Origin of the sequence: Thermobacillus composti KWC4 (assembly GCF_000227705.2) — a bacterium.
Taxonomy (GTDB): domain Bacteria; phylum Bacillota; class Bacilli; order Paenibacillales; family Paenibacillaceae; genus Thermobacillus; species Thermobacillus xylanilyticus.
The window spans coordinates 2798534-2812926 of the sequence record NC_019897.1 but is presented as its reverse complement, the minus strand read 5'-3'; the positions used below and the strand labels follow the sequence as shown (position 1 = coordinate 2812926).

Annotated in this window: 14 protein-coding genes; 10 read left to right on the top strand and 4 right to left on the bottom strand. The window is 62.1% G+C overall.

Features of this window, described 5'->3' with window-relative positions:
* Nucleotides 1-3: 3 nt before the first annotated feature.
* From THECO_RS13135 to aroF, 8 genes are all read left to right on the top strand, one after another.
* Nucleotides 4-1044: a HAMP domain-containing sensor histidine kinase gene (locus THECO_RS13135; protein WP_015255535.1), complete on the top strand. Its 1041-nt coding sequence runs from the start codon at nucleotides 4-6 to the stop codon at nucleotides 1042-1044.
* Nucleotides 1037-1708 carry a response regulator gene (locus THECO_RS13130; protein WP_015255534.1) on the top strand — a complete coding sequence of 224 codons (672 nt, stop codon included), beginning with the start codon at nucleotides 1037-1039 and terminating at the stop codon, nucleotides 1706-1708. The genes THECO_RS13135 and THECO_RS13130 overlap by 8 nt, the downstream gene beginning before the upstream one ends.
* Before the next feature lie 118 nt (nucleotides 1709-1826).
* Nucleotides 1827-2246: a YugN-like family protein gene (locus THECO_RS13125; RefSeq protein WP_015255533.1), complete on the top strand. Its 420-nt coding sequence runs from the start codon at nucleotides 1827-1829 to the stop codon at nucleotides 2244-2246.
* Nucleotides 2247-2494: 248 nt separating this feature from the next.
* Nucleotides 2495-4066, top strand: a complete 1572-nt coding sequence (locus tag THECO_RS13120) for a S1C family serine protease (RefSeq protein WP_015255532.1) — start codon at nucleotides 2495-2497, stop codon at nucleotides 4064-4066.
* Nucleotides 4067-4171: 105 nt separating this feature from the next.
* Nucleotides 4172-4864 (top strand): response regulator transcription factor, encoded by a 693-nt coding sequence (locus tag THECO_RS13115; protein WP_015255531.1) that lies wholly within the window; start codon nucleotides 4172-4174, stop codon nucleotides 4862-4864.
* Nucleotides 4864-6462 carry a sensor histidine kinase gene (locus tag THECO_RS22540; protein ID WP_015255530.1) on the top strand — a complete coding sequence of 533 codons (1599 nt, stop codon included), beginning with the start codon at nucleotides 4864-4866 and terminating at the stop codon, nucleotides 6460-6462. The genes THECO_RS13115 and THECO_RS22540 overlap by 1 nt, the downstream gene beginning before the upstream one ends.
* Nucleotides 6463-6599: 137 nt before the next feature.
* Nucleotides 6600-7550 carry a 4-hydroxy-3-methylbut-2-enyl diphosphate reductase gene (locus tag THECO_RS13105; RefSeq protein WP_015255529.1) on the top strand — a complete coding sequence of 317 codons (951 nt, stop codon included), beginning with the start codon at nucleotides 6600-6602 and terminating at the stop codon, nucleotides 7548-7550.
* A gap of 512 nt (nucleotides 7551-8062) precedes the next feature.
* Entirely contained in the window at nucleotides 8063-9124 is a 1062-nt protein-coding gene (gene aroF, locus THECO_RS13100) for a 3-deoxy-7-phosphoheptulonate synthase (protein WP_015255528.1), read from the top strand.
* A 59-nt stretch (nucleotides 9125-9183) separates the two neighbouring features.
* On the opposite strand, the gene THECO_RS13095 is transcribed toward aroF, so the two are convergent.
* From THECO_RS13095 to THECO_RS22340, 3 genes are all read right to left on the bottom strand, one after another.
* Nucleotides 9184-9786, bottom strand: a complete 603-nt coding sequence (locus THECO_RS13095) for a TetR/AcrR family transcriptional regulator (protein ID WP_015255527.1) — start codon at nucleotides 9784-9786, stop codon at nucleotides 9184-9186.
* A 101-nt stretch (nucleotides 9787-9887) separates the two neighbouring features.
* A complete protein-coding gene (locus THECO_RS22345; protein ID WP_269724219.1) occupies nucleotides 9888-10418 on the bottom strand; it encodes an ABC transporter permease in 531 nt (176 codons plus the stop codon).
* A 156-nt stretch (nucleotides 10419-10574) separates the two neighbouring features.
* Nucleotides 10575-10715 carry a hypothetical protein gene (locus THECO_RS22340; protein ID WP_015255525.1) on the bottom strand — a complete coding sequence of 47 codons (141 nt, stop codon included), beginning with the start codon at nucleotides 10713-10715 and terminating at the stop codon, nucleotides 10575-10577.
* 323 nt (nucleotides 10716-11038) lie between these two features.
* Between THECO_RS22340 and glnA the strand changes: the two genes are divergently transcribed.
* Nucleotides 11039-12463 carry a type I glutamate--ammonia ligase gene (glnA, locus tag THECO_RS13085; protein WP_015255524.1) on the top strand — a complete coding sequence of 475 codons (1425 nt, stop codon included), beginning with the start codon at nucleotides 11039-11041 and terminating at the stop codon, nucleotides 12461-12463.
* A gap of 101 nt (nucleotides 12464-12564) precedes the next feature.
* Here glnA and thpR read toward each other — a convergent pair whose 3' ends face one another.
* Nucleotides 12565-13128 (bottom strand): RNA 2',3'-cyclic phosphodiesterase, encoded by a 564-nt coding sequence (thpR, locus tag THECO_RS13080; RefSeq protein ID WP_015255523.1) that lies wholly within the window; start codon nucleotides 13126-13128, stop codon nucleotides 12565-12567.
* A 114-nt stretch (nucleotides 13129-13242) separates the two neighbouring features.
* Here thpR and serC point away from each other — a divergent pair, with 114 nt between their 5' ends.
* Complete coding sequence (gene serC / locus THECO_RS13075; RefSeq protein WP_015255522.1) at nucleotides 13243-14331, top strand: 3-phosphoserine/phosphohydroxythreonine transaminase; 1089 nt, start codon at nucleotides 13243-13245, stop codon at nucleotides 14329-14331.
* Nucleotides 14332-14393: the final 62 nt, after the last annotated feature.

The window sequence follows — 14393 nt, the reverse complement described above, 5'->3', positions numbered from 1 at the left end:
CCGATGTTGACCCGGATATGGCGCAGCAGCAAGTGGGAGCTGATTCTCATCGTGCTCGGGTCCTCGCTGATCTCGACGGTCATCGCGGCCGTCGGCACGTTCTATGCGGAGGCGGTGCTTCCGCCGGGCGACTGGCGTTCGGCGGCGGCGGCCGCTTTCGTGCTGGTGAACATCGCGATCGGCTACTGGGCGGCGCAGCGGATTCAGCGGCGCATCGACGCCCTTCACTTCGCGATCAAGCAGGCGGTAAACGGCAATCTTGCCGTCCGCATCCCGGAAGACAGCGCGCGTTCGTTCGCGCCGGTCTATCGGGATTTCAACGAGATGGCGGCCAAGCTCGAGGAGCGGCTGCAGCTTCTGCAGCGCATGGGCGAAGAGCAGGTGATGCGGGAGGCGGCATCCAATGAAGCGGCCGTACTGGAGGAGCGCAAGCGGCTGGCCCGGGATCTGCACGACACGGTCAGCCAGCAGCTGTTCGCCATCCATGTGTCGGCGTCGTCGCTGCCGAAGCTGCTGGAGATCAATCGCGAGCGAGCGGAAGAAGTGATGCGGCAGCTCATCGAGATGTCGAACTCGGCGCAGCGGCAGATGCGCGGGCTGATTGCGCAGCTCCGTCCGCTCGAGCTTGAAGGCCGTTCGCTCCGCGAAGCGCTCGAGAAATGGTTCCCGGATTACTGCCGGCAGAACGGGCTGCAGGGCGAGCTGCGCTGGGACATCGACAGCCCGCTCTCGGAAGCGAAGGAGCATCAGCTCTTCCTGATCATCCAGGAAGCGATGGCGAATATCGTGAAGCATGCCGAAGCGCAGCGGGTGCAGCTGCACGCGACGGAGACGGAAAGGCAGTATGCGGTCACCCTGCAGGATGACGGCGCGGGATTCCGGACCGATCAGGTGAAAGCGGGATCTTACGGACTGACGACGATGCGCGAACGGGCGCAGAAGCTCGGGGGCGATACGGAAATCATCAGCAAGACCGGCTCCGGCACGCGCATCCGCGTCACGATACCGAAGTACGGAAACGAAGAGAGGGAGACGCATGGGTGAAACGGCTGAATACCGCATCATGATAGTGGACGACCACGACATGGTCCGGACGGGCCTCAAGACGTATCTGATGCTGGAACCGAAATTTGAAGTGTGCGCCGAGGCGGGCAGCGGCGAGGAAGCGCTGAAGGCGCTGGAGACGCTGGAGCCGGACAGGCTGCCGCACATCATTCTGATGGACCTGATGATGCCGGGGATGGACGGCGTCGAGACGACGCGCGCGGTGCTGGCGCGCTGGCCCGGCATCCGGATCGTCATGCTGACGAGTTTCCTCGAGGACGACAAGGTGGTCGCGGCCGTCGAGGCCGGCGCCACCAGCTACGTGCTGAAGACCGTCTCCGCGGAAGAGCTGATCTACGCGCTGAACGGCGCCGTCCGCGGCATGCCGGTCATGACGAGCGATGTCTCGCAGGCGCTCACGCGCGGACTGCGGCAGCGCAACGCCCAGGAGGCGGATGAAGGGCTGACCGAGCGGGAGAAGGAAGTGCTGCTGCTCATTGCGGAAGGCCGCTCCAACAAGGAGATCGCCGACGAGCTGCACATCAGCATCAAGACGGTCAAGACGCACGTCAGCAATCTGCTCATGAAGTGCGAGCTGGAAGACCGTACGCAGCTTGCCGTCTACGCCCATCGCAAAGGGCTGGTGAAGCCCGCGGGGCGGTAAGCGCCGGCCGATGCGCGGTTCACGGCCCGGCCGATTGCGTGTCGCCTGCATATTCATGCGGAAGTGCGGGCATGCTGATGGTATGCCAATTCATGCCTGAAAGGGTCGGTCGCAGGCCATGATACCAATCGATTCGAGACTCGAGAATCAGGAGTTCAAATTCGTCGACGTCCGCGGCGTGCTGGGCGATCTCGGCTTCACGCTCGGCGGCGGCTGGGAGTACGACGGCGGATGTTTCGACCGGGTGCTGGACGGGGAGAAGCGGGAGATGTGGCTCAGGCTGCCGTTCACCGCAACGTTCGGCCACATTGACGCCGAACAGGAAGACAGCGACGCGGTCATCCGTTTCGGCAAGCCGTACGCGCTGCGCCATGTCTACCAGGACGGCATAGACGAAGGCGCGGGCATGCGGCTGACCGCCGGCCTGATCGATCAATTCGCGTCCCCGGAGGACCCGGACGCCCGGATCGGCCCGGAATGGGCGGAGCGGGCGGCGGAGATGCTGCGGGTCGCGGAATCGGCGCTGCTCCGGAACTGACGCGCCGGCTTCAAGGATGCTTGGGGTTTGCAGACTGCGTGGGTAGAAAGCTGGACCGTCGGAGAGTCCCGGCAGCAGGCGGGATTCTCCTTTTTATTTGGCGGATGTCGTCTGTTTTCGCGCCGGCGTGTTTTTATTTGTCTTTTAACCTGGTTTAAGATTGAATTAATGTTGAAATGGCATGCTGGATATCACAGAGGCGACAATTTCGCGCAGCGAATGGGATACGGCAAGGAGGAGAGGCAACGATGGACGACAAGAACAATGTGAATCGGCCTTACGACGATTTCTTCCGTCGGCCCGAAGAGCGAAGCGGCCTGAACGGCCGGGCCGGTGAGGAAGGCAGCGGGGCCGCGGACGGCGGCGCGGCGGACGCTGCGGGCGGCACGGCTGCGAAGCCGGTCTATTACTACTCCTACGGCCCGTTCCGCTCCGGCGGCACGGACCGGGATGCTTCGGACGCCGAACCGGTGATCCGGCACGAAGCCGCGGCGGCGGAACGGATCGATGCCGGCACGGCAGCCCGGCCCGCTCCGGCAGTGCGGACGTGGACGGTCAGGGAGCGCCGGCGCGGCTCGTGGTGGGCGCCCGTGGCCGCTTTTCTGGCGGGCATCCTGCTGACCGGCAGCCTTATGATCGCATCCGACCGGCTGAACCTGTTCACCGGCTCCGACCAGGCGCTGGCGCAGAGCCCGTCGGCCGGCGGAGCGGCGAATCCCGGTGCGGCGCCGGAAGGCAGCACGGCCGCGGGCTCGTCCGGCGGCAAGGTGTCGAACGCGGTGGATTTGGTACGGCCGAACAACATTGCGAAGATCGTCGAGCAATCGAGTCCCGCCGTCGTGAAGATCGAGACGTATGTAAAAACGCGTTCCCGCTCCGGCAACAGTTTGTTCGACGATCCGTTCTTCCGGCAGTTCTTCGGCGATTCGTACCGCATTCCGACGGACGACGAAGGCAGCCAGCAACTGCGGCCGAGCGGTCTCGGTTCCGGATTTTTCTTCGACAAGGAAGGCTACATTCTGACGAACCAGCACGTGGTCGGCGGCGCGGACCAAATTATGGTGACGGTGATCGGCTACGACGAGCCGTTCGAGGCGGAGCTGCTCGGCTCCAGCTACGATCTCGACCTCGCGGTGCTGAAAATCAAGGGCGACAAGGATTTTCCGACGCTGCCGCTCGGCGATTCGGACACGATCAACGTCGGCGAGTGGGTCGTCGCGATCGGCAACCCGAACGGCTTCGACCATACGGTGACGGTCGGCGTGCTGAGCGCGAAGGAGCGGCCGATCACGATCCAGGACACGGAAGGCACGCGGCAGTACCAGCATCTGCTGCAGACGGACGCGTCGATCAACCCCGGCAACTCCGGCGGTCCGCTCATCAACCTGGCGGGTGAAGTGATCGGGATCAACACGGCGGTGTCCACGACGGCCCAAGGCATCGGCTTCGCGATTCCGACCAGCACGATCGTCGGTGTGCTTGATACGTTGAAGGAGAACAAGCCGGTGCCGCAGCCGTTTATCGGCGCGACGCTGGCGGACATCACCGAGCAGGCGGCCAGCCAGCTCGGCCTGGACAACACGAAGGGCTCGATCGTCGTCAACATCCTCTACAACTCGCCGGCCTACAAGGCGGACCTGCGTCAATATGACGTCATTGTCGGCATGGACGGCAAAAAGTATGACACCAAAGAGGATTTGATCAAAGCGATCCAGAATAAGAAAGTGGGCGAAAAGGCGGTGCTGGATGTCATCCGCGGCGGCAACCAGGTACAGATTACGGTGGAAATCGGCGACAAGAACGATTTCAATGTGCAGTAACGTGCAGTGAGGCTTGTAGCAAGGATACGCTCGGCATGACAAGCGCAGCAGGCTTACGGCCGGTCTGCGCTTCTCGCATGTCCGAAAGCTGCAGGGGGAGTGCGGATGAGAGCGAAAATACTGGTGGTGGACGACGACGAGAAGATCACGTCCCTGCTCAGGAGAAGCCTGACGTTCGAAGGCTACGACGTCTTGACGGCGCAGGACGGGCGGGCGGGCCTGCAGACGATGCTGGAGACCGAGCCCGATCTCGTCGTGCTGGACGTCATGATGCCGAACCTTGACGGCTGGGAAGTCTGCGAGCGCATCCGGAAGAGCGGAAGCAAGGTGCCGATCCTGATGCTGACGGCGAAGGATGAAGTGAAAGACCGCGTCAAAGGACTCGACCTTGGCGCCGACGATTATCTGGTGAAGCCGTTCGCCCTGGAGGAGCTGCTGGCCCGCGTGAGGGCCTTGCTGCGCCGCGGCAGCGGCGGTGCGGAGGCGTCCGCAGGCCGGCTCGTCTTCGAGGATCTCGTGCTCGACCTGGATTCGCGCGAGGCGATCCGCGGCGGGCGGACGTTCGAGCTGACGAGCAAGGAGTTCGATCTGCTCCATCTGTTCATGTCCAACCCGCGGCGCGTGCTCACCCGCGAGACGATCATGGAGAAGATCTGGGGCTACGATTACAGCGGCGAATCGAACGTGCTCGAAGTGTACATCGCCATGCTGCGCCAGAAGATGGAGGAGGGCGGCGAGAAGCGGCTGATCCAGACGGTGCGCGGCACCGGCTACGTGCTTAAGGGAGAGAGCGGTTAATGTCCATCCGGCTGCGGCTGACGCTGTGGTATTCGGGTCTGCTGGCGTTCACGATGCTGGTGCTCGGCGTCGCCATCTATCTGTTCGTATATTACAACACCTATGACAATACGCGGGAACAACTGCGCAGCCAATTCAATCAATTGAACGTGCGCGTCTCCTACAATCTGTTCCGCGATCTCCGGCTGGACCTGAGCGGCCGGCTCGGTTATGAAGGCACCTATGTGCAGCTGGTCAATTATGCGAACGGCGAGATCCGGTCTTCGGCGCTGTCGGTGGACGGCACGGAGGTTCATTTTCCGTATCCCGAACTGAAGGATTCGCCGAAGGAAGGGTACACGCGCTTCACGGCGTTCGGCTACCCGTTCATGGCTTACCAGTATCCGATCCCGTTGCCGAACGGCGAAGTGGTCGGCTTGCTGCAGGTCATTGCCAATACGCAGGCGGAAGACGCTTTTCTGGACGGACTCAGAACCATACTGATCATCACGTCGCTGGCCGTCATTCTGATCGCGTTCACGATTGGCCTGTTCATCGCGGATAAGGCGCTCCGCCCGATCGAGGAGGTCATCCAGGCGACGAACCGGATCGAGAACGGGGCGAACCTCAGCGTGCGCATCGCGCGGAGCGGGCCGAACGACGAGATGGGGCGGCTGACGGATACGCTGAACGGCATGCTGGCCCGGCTCGAGCGGGCATACAACGATCTGGAAGAGGCATACAAGGCGCAGCGCCGGTTCGTCTCGGACGCTTCGCATGAGCTGCGCACGCCGCTGACGACGATCCGCGGCAACATTGACCTGCTCGAACGGATGTGGCGGGCCAGTGCGGACCGCCTTGAGGCGCCGGGCGAAGCGGAAGGCGGAGCGCGCGGCGCGGTTGGCGGCGAAGCAGCCGGCGAGGCCGGCGGAACGGTTGCCTCCGCCGGGGGCGGCGCAGCAGCGGCCGGCGGTTCCGGCGCTCCTGCCGGCCGAACGGGCGGGCCGGGTCAGGGCGCAGCGATCGTGCTTGATGCCGAGCGCGCGGCGCTCTCGCTGGAGGCGATGCGGGACATCGCCGAAGAGGCCGAGCGGATGAGCCGGCTCGTCTCGGACCTGTTGTCCCTGGCGCGCGCCGACGCCGGCTATGTGATGGAGAAGACCGAGATCGAACTGCTGCCGATCGTGGAGGAAGCGGCGAAGGGCGCGGTGCATCTGCCGCGCAAGGCGGATTTTCGCGTCGGCGACCTGTCGCCGCTTGAAGGCGTGAAGGTTCTCGGCAACGCCGATTATCTCCGTCAGCTGCTGTTCATTTTCATCGAGAACGCCTTCAAATATACGCCGTCCGGCCACGTCCTGCTCGAAGCGGCGCGGGAGGCCGATCAGGTCGGCCTGGTCATCGCCGATACCGGGATCGGCATGAACAGCGACGAGGTGCCGCATATTTTCGAGCGGTTCTACCGGGCGGATCTGTCGCGCGGCAAAACCGCCGGCACCGGACTCGGGCTGGCGATCGCGAAGTGGATCATCGACGAGCACCGCGGATCGGTCGAAGTCCGCACGCGGCAAGGGGAAGGCACGACGTTTGTGATCTGGCTGCCCGTTTTGCTTCCCGAATAAGTTGTGCCGAGTCAAAACGGAAGCGCCTGTCCATGGGGCAGGCGCCAGTCGCTTTTGCCGGATGGCGTCCGATTCCGTTATAATGAATGAAGCGGACCGGACGAACGGATGAGCCGGTCGGAAAGCGGTGAGTACTCATGGAAGTCGTCAAAATATCGCCCCGCGGCTATTGCTACGGCGTCGTCGATGCGATGGTGCTGGCGCTGCAGACGGCGCGGAACCTGGATCTGCCGCGGCCGATCCACATTCTCGGCATGATCGTGCACAACCGGCATGTGACGGAGGCGTTCGAGCGGGAAGGCATCATCACGCTGGACGGTGAGAACCGCCTCGAGATTCTGGACAAGATCGACAAGGGCACGGTCATCTTCACGGCGCACGGGGTTTCGCCGGAAGTGCGGCGGAAAGCCAGGGAGAAAGGGCTGACGGTCGTCGACGCGACCTGCCCGGATGTGACGAAGACGCACGACCTGATCCGCGAGAAGACGGCGGAAGGTTACGAAATCATCTATATCGGCAAGAAGGGGCATCCCGAGCCGGAAGGCGCCATCGGCATCGCGCCGGATCGCGTGCACCTGATCGAGACGGAGGCGGACATCGACCGGCTCGACATCCGCACGGACAAAGTCGTCATCACGAACCAGACGACGATGTCGCAGTGGGATGTCCGCGGTCTCGTCGCCAAGCTGCTGGAGCGCTACCCCTCCGCCGAAGTGCACAACGAGATCTGCCTCGCCACGCAGCTGCGCCAGGAGGCCGTCGCCGAGCAGGCGAAGCAGGCCGATCTGTGCATCGTCGTCGGCGATCCGCGCAGCAACAATTCGAACCGGCTGGCGCAGGTTGCGGAGGAGATCGCCGGCGTCAAGGCGTACCGCGTCGCGGACGTGACCGAGATCAAGCGCGAATGGCTGGAAGGCGTCCGCCGGGTGGCCGTCACCTCGGGGGCGTCGACGCCGACGCCGATCACGAAGGAAGTGATCGCGTACCTGGAGCAGTACGATCCGGAGAAGCCCGAGACATGGGAGATCAAGCGCACGGTGAACCCGGCCAAGCTGCTGCCGACCGTGCGCAGCCGGTCGGAGGAATAGAGGTTAGGATGTTGCCCTGCAGGCGGCGTCGCGTGGATGCGGCGCCGTTTTTTGCATGGGGAGGATAGCCGCAACGAAACTGACACACTTTATTTGATGCTAAACAGGCAAAACAGCGGTGTACGGTTTCGTGAGCCCATGCTCTGAGACGGAGGAGCGGCGGAGGCTTGGAGAAACATCAGACCTCGCGGACGGTCTCGACTACGCCGGCACGAACGCCCAACGGAATTCAGAGCCGTTATTTTGCGGATTTTCCCAGTTTGGAAATGCTAACGGAACAGGGGAAGCTTATTTGCCCGACGCGGACGGATTTCGCCCTATTCGAGCGCCGATAAGGTCTTCTGGTTCCGTTATCGTGCCAAAACCGCTTCAACCGTAATAAATAAAGACTGTGCGTTCCGTTGCAATTCCGCCTTGACGAAACGGGTGTCATGCTCTATATTTACTTTAACGGATAAAAGCATAAAAGCTTAAAAGCATATAAGCGTTGAAGCGTGAAAGGAGCCAGCGTCATGATTGTGGTAACCAAGCCGGATATCAGCGACGAACGCATTGAGGAGATCGTACAGTACATCGAACGGGCGGGCGTGCAGCCCCATGTGTCGAGAGGCACCGACCGGACGGTCATCGGCATCATCGGCAAGGCCGACCCGTCGCTTGCCGAACATCTGCGTTCCATGCGCGGGGTAGAGGATGTGATCAAGATTTCGAAGTCCTACAAGCTCGCGAGCCGCGATTTTCATCCAGACGATACGGTCATCGAGATCAAGGGCGTGAAAATCGGCGGCGACGAGCTCGTCGTCATGGGCGGTCCGTGCGCCGTCGAATCGCCCGAACAGATCGATGAGATCGCCCGGCTCGTCAAGGCGGCGGGCGGCCAGATTCTGCGCGGCGGCGCGTTCAAGCCGCGCACCGGCCCGTACAGCTTCCAGGGCATCGGCGTGGAAGGCCTGATCATGATGGCCGAAGCCGGCCGCAAGCACGGCCTGCTCACGATCACGGAAGTGATGACGCCCGAGTACGTCGACATCTGCGCCGAATACGCCGACATTCTGCAAGTCGGCACGCGCAACATGCAGAACTTCGATCTGCTCCGCAAGCTCGGCACGATCAAGACGCCGGTTCTGCTCAAGCGCGGCTTCAGCGCCACCTACGACGAGTTCTTGAACGCGGCGGAATACATTCTCGCCGGCGGCAACCCGAACGTCATCCTGTGCGAGCGCGGCATCCGGACGTTCGAGCCTTACACGCGCAATACGCTCGATCTGGCCGCGATTCCGTCGCTGAAGACGCTCAGCCATCTGCCGATCATCTCCGACCCGAGCCACGGCACCGGCCGCCGGGAACTGGTCGAGCCGATGGCGAAGGCGTCGGTCGCCGCGGGCGCGGACGGTCTGATCATCGAGATGCACACCGACCCGGACAATTCGATGACGGGCGACGGCGTACAATCGCTCTTCCCGGACCAGTTCGCCGCGCTGCTGAAAGATCTGGAGAAGCTCGCTCCGATCGTCGGCAAACGGTTCGACACGCCGAAGGCGCCGGCGGAAGCGTTCCGCGAGTGGAAGAAATAAAACGCAAAGCCCTGAATCGGGAGAAGATCCCGCATTCAGGGCTTTGATCTTGTCGACCGTTATGCTCCGGTGTAGCCGAGCCCGCGCAACACGAACGCGGTCAGCTCCTCCGTCAGCCGCTCATAGTATTCCGCCGGATCGGCGATGTCGAGCAGCGGTCCGAAATGGTCAATCTTGTTTTGGAACAAAATGGCGCCGAGTACGGACAGGAGCACATGATCCTTCGACCCGTAGGAGAATATGCCCTGCTTCCGTCCTTCCTCAATTGCCTGCAGCAGACGGCGCCAGACCGGAAAAGCGTGCTTGCGGATCAAGTCGCGCCGCGGCGAGTCGATCATCGTCTCCTGCTGCATGATCGCGATCATCTCCGGCTCCGACAGCTGAAACGCGACCACCCCCGCCACAATCTGGCGGACCGCCTCCGCCGGGTCGGCCATCGGCTGCGCGATCGCCTCCTCGATTCGCCGATGCGGCAGCGCCGTCTCGAACAGGGCGGCGAACACATTTTCCTTGCCGCCGAAGTGGTAGGAGATGAGGGCGATGTTGGCGCCGGCTTCCTCGCAGATTTGCCGGACGGTCGTCGCTTCATAGCCGTGTCTTGCGAACAGTTTCTTCGCCGCCGTCAAAATGCGCGTCTTCACATCCGGACCGTCCGCCTTCATCTTCAACCCTCCGTCCTGAAGTTATCTATCTTCATTATGCCGTGCCCGTTTGGAGGGCGCAACCGGAAGCGGGACGGTGCGCATCGCCCGGTCCGATGCGGTCAGTTCATGTTCAGGTCCGGAGATTTGACAGCGGCGGCTTGCACGGAAGGTCTCCGGATTGCGGTGGAAGCCGCGCCCAGAAGCAGCGCCGCGGCCAGGATGGCCAGCAAGCCGAGCGCTGCCCGGTCGGCCGGCGGTCCGCCAAACAGCAGATTCATCGCGCCTTCCACCGCATAGGTTGCCGGGAATACCTCGCTGATGGAACGGTAGAAATCCGGCAGCAGCTCGCGCGGCATCATCGCGCCTGACGAGACGAGCTGCATCGAGAGCAGCAGGATGTTGAACAGCATGCCGGCCATGCCGAACAGCATGAGGAACAACTGGGAAACGAGGATGAACGCCAGAATGAACAACGCCTCGAAGCCCCACAGCGCGAAGAAACCGCCGGCGGACTGGCCGCCCAGGCCAAGGACGAGCGACACTCCGATGAAGGAAACGATGACGGCCGCCGCGGCGTTGATGACCATGCGCGCCCCGAACCGCTGCCAACGGCCGATTCCCATTGCTGCAAGCCGCCTTCGCCGAGAAATCCGGCGGGATGCGCACGAGCATCTGGATGCCCCGATATTCGAGCTGCCGCGCCGCTTCGGCCGGATCGTCCAACTCGCGCACCCGGACGGGCAGCCCGTCCTTCAATTGCCGAACGATCGCCTCTCCCCACCGGGAGTCTTCATTGACGATGCCGATCACGAGCCGTTCTGTCCGGTCCTGCTACCGTCGTAGCCCGTCATCCAGACGACGGTAAAAATAAGCTGGAACAGCAGCGCCGCTGCGATGTCGATGATCGTTGTCGGCTGTTTCGCCAGCGCCCGCAATGCATTTTTCAATCGGATCTCCCTCCACAAACAGATTTAAACAAATGTTTTAAACATCAGTTTAAATTGTATTTCCAAAATCCGTGCGTGTCAACCGGAGATGCCGTTTGTATGCAGGTCAGAACGATTTCTTCGCTGTTGAAACAGGCTTTTCATCGGCTTTGTCGGACATTCTTCAAACAAGTGTAAGTTAATATAACATATTAGCGAAAAAATACATGACATAGCTATTGACGCAGCAGGAATTCAAGCACTATAATAACGACAGATTATTTGAAAAGTTGAACGTTCGGCGTTCAATTTTACGCAATCGTTCGGGAATGGAGGAAAAACCCATGGGTGCGCAACAAGTTTTGGAGACGATTAAAGAGAAAAATGTCCAGTTCGTCGATTTCCGCTTCACGGACCTGGCCGGCCGCTCGCATCACATCACGCTTCCGGCTGAGCAAGTTGATGAAGATACGTTCGTGAACGGCGTCGCGTTCGACGGTTCCTCGATTCCGGGATTCCGCGGCATCGAAGAGTCGGACATGGTCATGATGCCGGACCCGGAGACGTCCTACATCGACCCGTTCACCGAGCATCCGACGCTGATCGTCACGTGCAACATCTACACGCCGGACGGCGAACGGTATGACCGCGACCCGCGGAGCATCGCACAGAAGGCGGAAGAATATCTGAAGAGCACCGGCATCGGCACGGCGGCCTACTTCGCGCCGGAATCGGAATTCTTCATCTTCGACGATGTCCGTTTCACGAGCGGCATGAACAAATCTTTCTATGAAGTCGACTCCGAGGAAGGGTTCTGGAACACGGGACGGACGGAAGAAGGCGGCAACCTGGGCTTCAAGGTCCGCGTCAAGGGCGGCTACGTTCCGGTGCAGCCGGTGGATTCGCAGCAGGACATCCGTTCCGAAATGGTGCGGCTGATGCAGGAAGCGGGTCTGAAAGTCGAGCGCCATCACCATGAAGTCGCAACCGCCGGCCAGGGCGAAATCAATTTCCGTTTCGACACGCTGACGAAAACGGCCGACAACCTGATGAAGTACAAATACATCATCCACAACACGGCTCGCCAATACGGCAAGGTCGCAACGTTCATGCCGAAACCGCTGTTCGGCGACAACGGCAGCGGCATGCACGTGCACCAGTCGATCTTCAACGGCGATACGCCGCTCTTCTATGAGAAAGGCGCCTACGCGAACCTGAGCGAGCTCGCGCTGAACTACATCGGCGGCATCCTGTTCCACGCGCCGGCGCTGATCGCGCTGACGAACCCGTCGACGAACTCGTTCAAGCGGCTCGTGCCGGGTTATGAAGCGCCGGTCAACCTCGTGTTCTCGAAGGGCAACCGTTCCGCGGCCATCCGGATTCCGGTCGCTGCGGTTACGCCGAAAGGCTGCCGGATCGAATTCCGTACGCCCGACTCGACGGCTAACCCGTATCTCGCGTTCGCTGCCATGCTGCTGGCCGGTCTGGACGGCATCAAGCGGAAGATCGATCCGCGGGCGCTGGGCTACGGTCCGCTCGACAAGAACATCTACGAGCTGTCCGATGAAGAGAAGCGCGAAATCCGCAGCGTGCCGGGCTCGCTCGACGAAGCGCTGGGTGCGCTGGAAGCGGACCACGAGTTCCTGACGGCAGGCGGCGTATTCACCGAAGGCTTCATCGAAAACTATATCGCGTTCAAGCGTGCAGAAGCGAAGGACGTGGCCATCCGCACGCATCCGCACGAATACAGCCTGTACTTCGATTGCTGATTGCCGGCGGGAGGCATCGGTTCAAGCCGCGTCTCACCGCTTCGCATAACGGCAAAGAGCGCCCCGGCGGCCGTCGCAAGACGGACCGGGGCGCTCTTGTGCTATTCACCGAACGGCGCCCGATGGAGGATCTCGTACATCGGGAAATGGCCGAGCCGGCTGCGGAACAGGCAGGCGTCCCGCGCGGTCCAGGACGCGCCGAACGTCTCGGCCGCCGCTGACGCCGGGTTCCATGGCGCTGCGCCCGCGTACTTGCGCGCGAGCGTCAGATGCGGCCGGTAGGGGCGCGCATCCGGCTGGAAGCCGATCGCTTGCGCGAGCGCGCTGCCGAGCGCGGCGTGCAGCGCGCGGAGCGGCTCGAGCCGTCCGGCGGGCAGCACATGCAGCACGGCCGGACGGGCCGGCGGTCCGAAGGTGCCGAGGCCGCGCAGCTCCACGTCGAACGGGCGGGCGCCGGCCGCCGACTCGTCCAGCGCGCGGACGATCGCGGGGATCCGGTCCGCGTCCGTCTCGCCGATAAAATGCAATGTGATATGCCAATCATCCGGATGCGCCCAACGGGCGAAGGCGAATCGCTCCCGCCATCCGTCCAGCCGCATGAGCAGCTGCCGGCGGACGTCATCCGGCACGGCCAGGCCGATGAAGAGACGCTGCTTCTCGCTCAAAACCATTCCTCCTCGCATGGTATCGGGTGCATCTTTTCCCGCTTCCGTCACTTGATGCCTTTCCGCTTTCTTTGTTATCATAACCTATCATAGACAAGAGCAGGAGTGGAATCGGTGAGCGATCGCAGACACAACTTTAACGCCGGTCCGGCCGCGCTTCCGCTGGAAGTGCTGCAGCAGGCGCAGGAGCAGTTCGTCAATTACGGCGGCGCCGGCATGTCCATCATGGAAATGTCGCACCGCAGCGGCATTTACGAGCAGCTGAACAACGAGACCCAGGCGCTGATGCGGGAATTGCTGAACATTCCCGACCATTATCATGTATTGTTCCTCCAGGGGGGCGCAAGCACGCAGTTCGCGATGGTGCCGCTCAATCTGCTGACCGGCGGACGGGTCGCGGCTTATGTCGAGACCGGCAGCTGGGCGTCGAAGGCGCTCAAGGAAGCGAAGCTCATCGGCGAGACCGCCATTGTCGCCACTTCGAAACCCGACGAGTATCGCCGCATGCCCGATCTGACCAATCTCGTCCTGCCCGAGGGCGCAGCCTATGTGCATTTGACGTCGAACGAGACGATCCAGGGGACGCAGTTCAGGTCGTTCCCCGATACGGGCAGCGTGCCGCTCGTCGCCGACATGTCGAGCGACATCATGAGCCGTCCGCTCGATATTTCGAAATTCGGCCTCATTTACGCGGGAGCGCAGAAAAATCTCGGCCCGTCCGGCGTCACCGTCGTCATCATCCGGGACGATCTCGCGTCCGGCGCGCCGGAGCATGTGCCGACGATGCTGCGCTATGATACGCACGTGAAGAATGAGTCGCTGTACAATACGCCGCCGACGTTCTCCGTCTATATGGTCAACCTGGTGCTGAAATGGATCAAGGCGAAGGGCGGGGTGGCCGCCATCGAGAAGGCGAACGCCGAGAAAGCGGCCCTGATCTATGACGAGATCGACCGGAGCGGCGGTTTCTACCGCGGCTTCGCCCATCCGGAGAGCCGGTCGCCGATGAACATCACGTTCCGCATTGCGGACGAAGCGCTGGAGCCGCTGTTCGTGAAGGAATCGGAGAAGGAAGGTTTCGTCGGCCTGAAAGGCCACCGCAGCGTCGGCGGGCTTCGGGCTTCCGCCTACAACGCGGTGCCGTATGAAAGCTGCAAGGCGCTCGCGGAGTTCATGGCCGATTTCCGCCGCCGCCACGGTTGATCCGCGGCGGGCGACAATCGAACCCAAGGAAGAACCGCCCTCATCCCCTGCCGGAGCGAGGG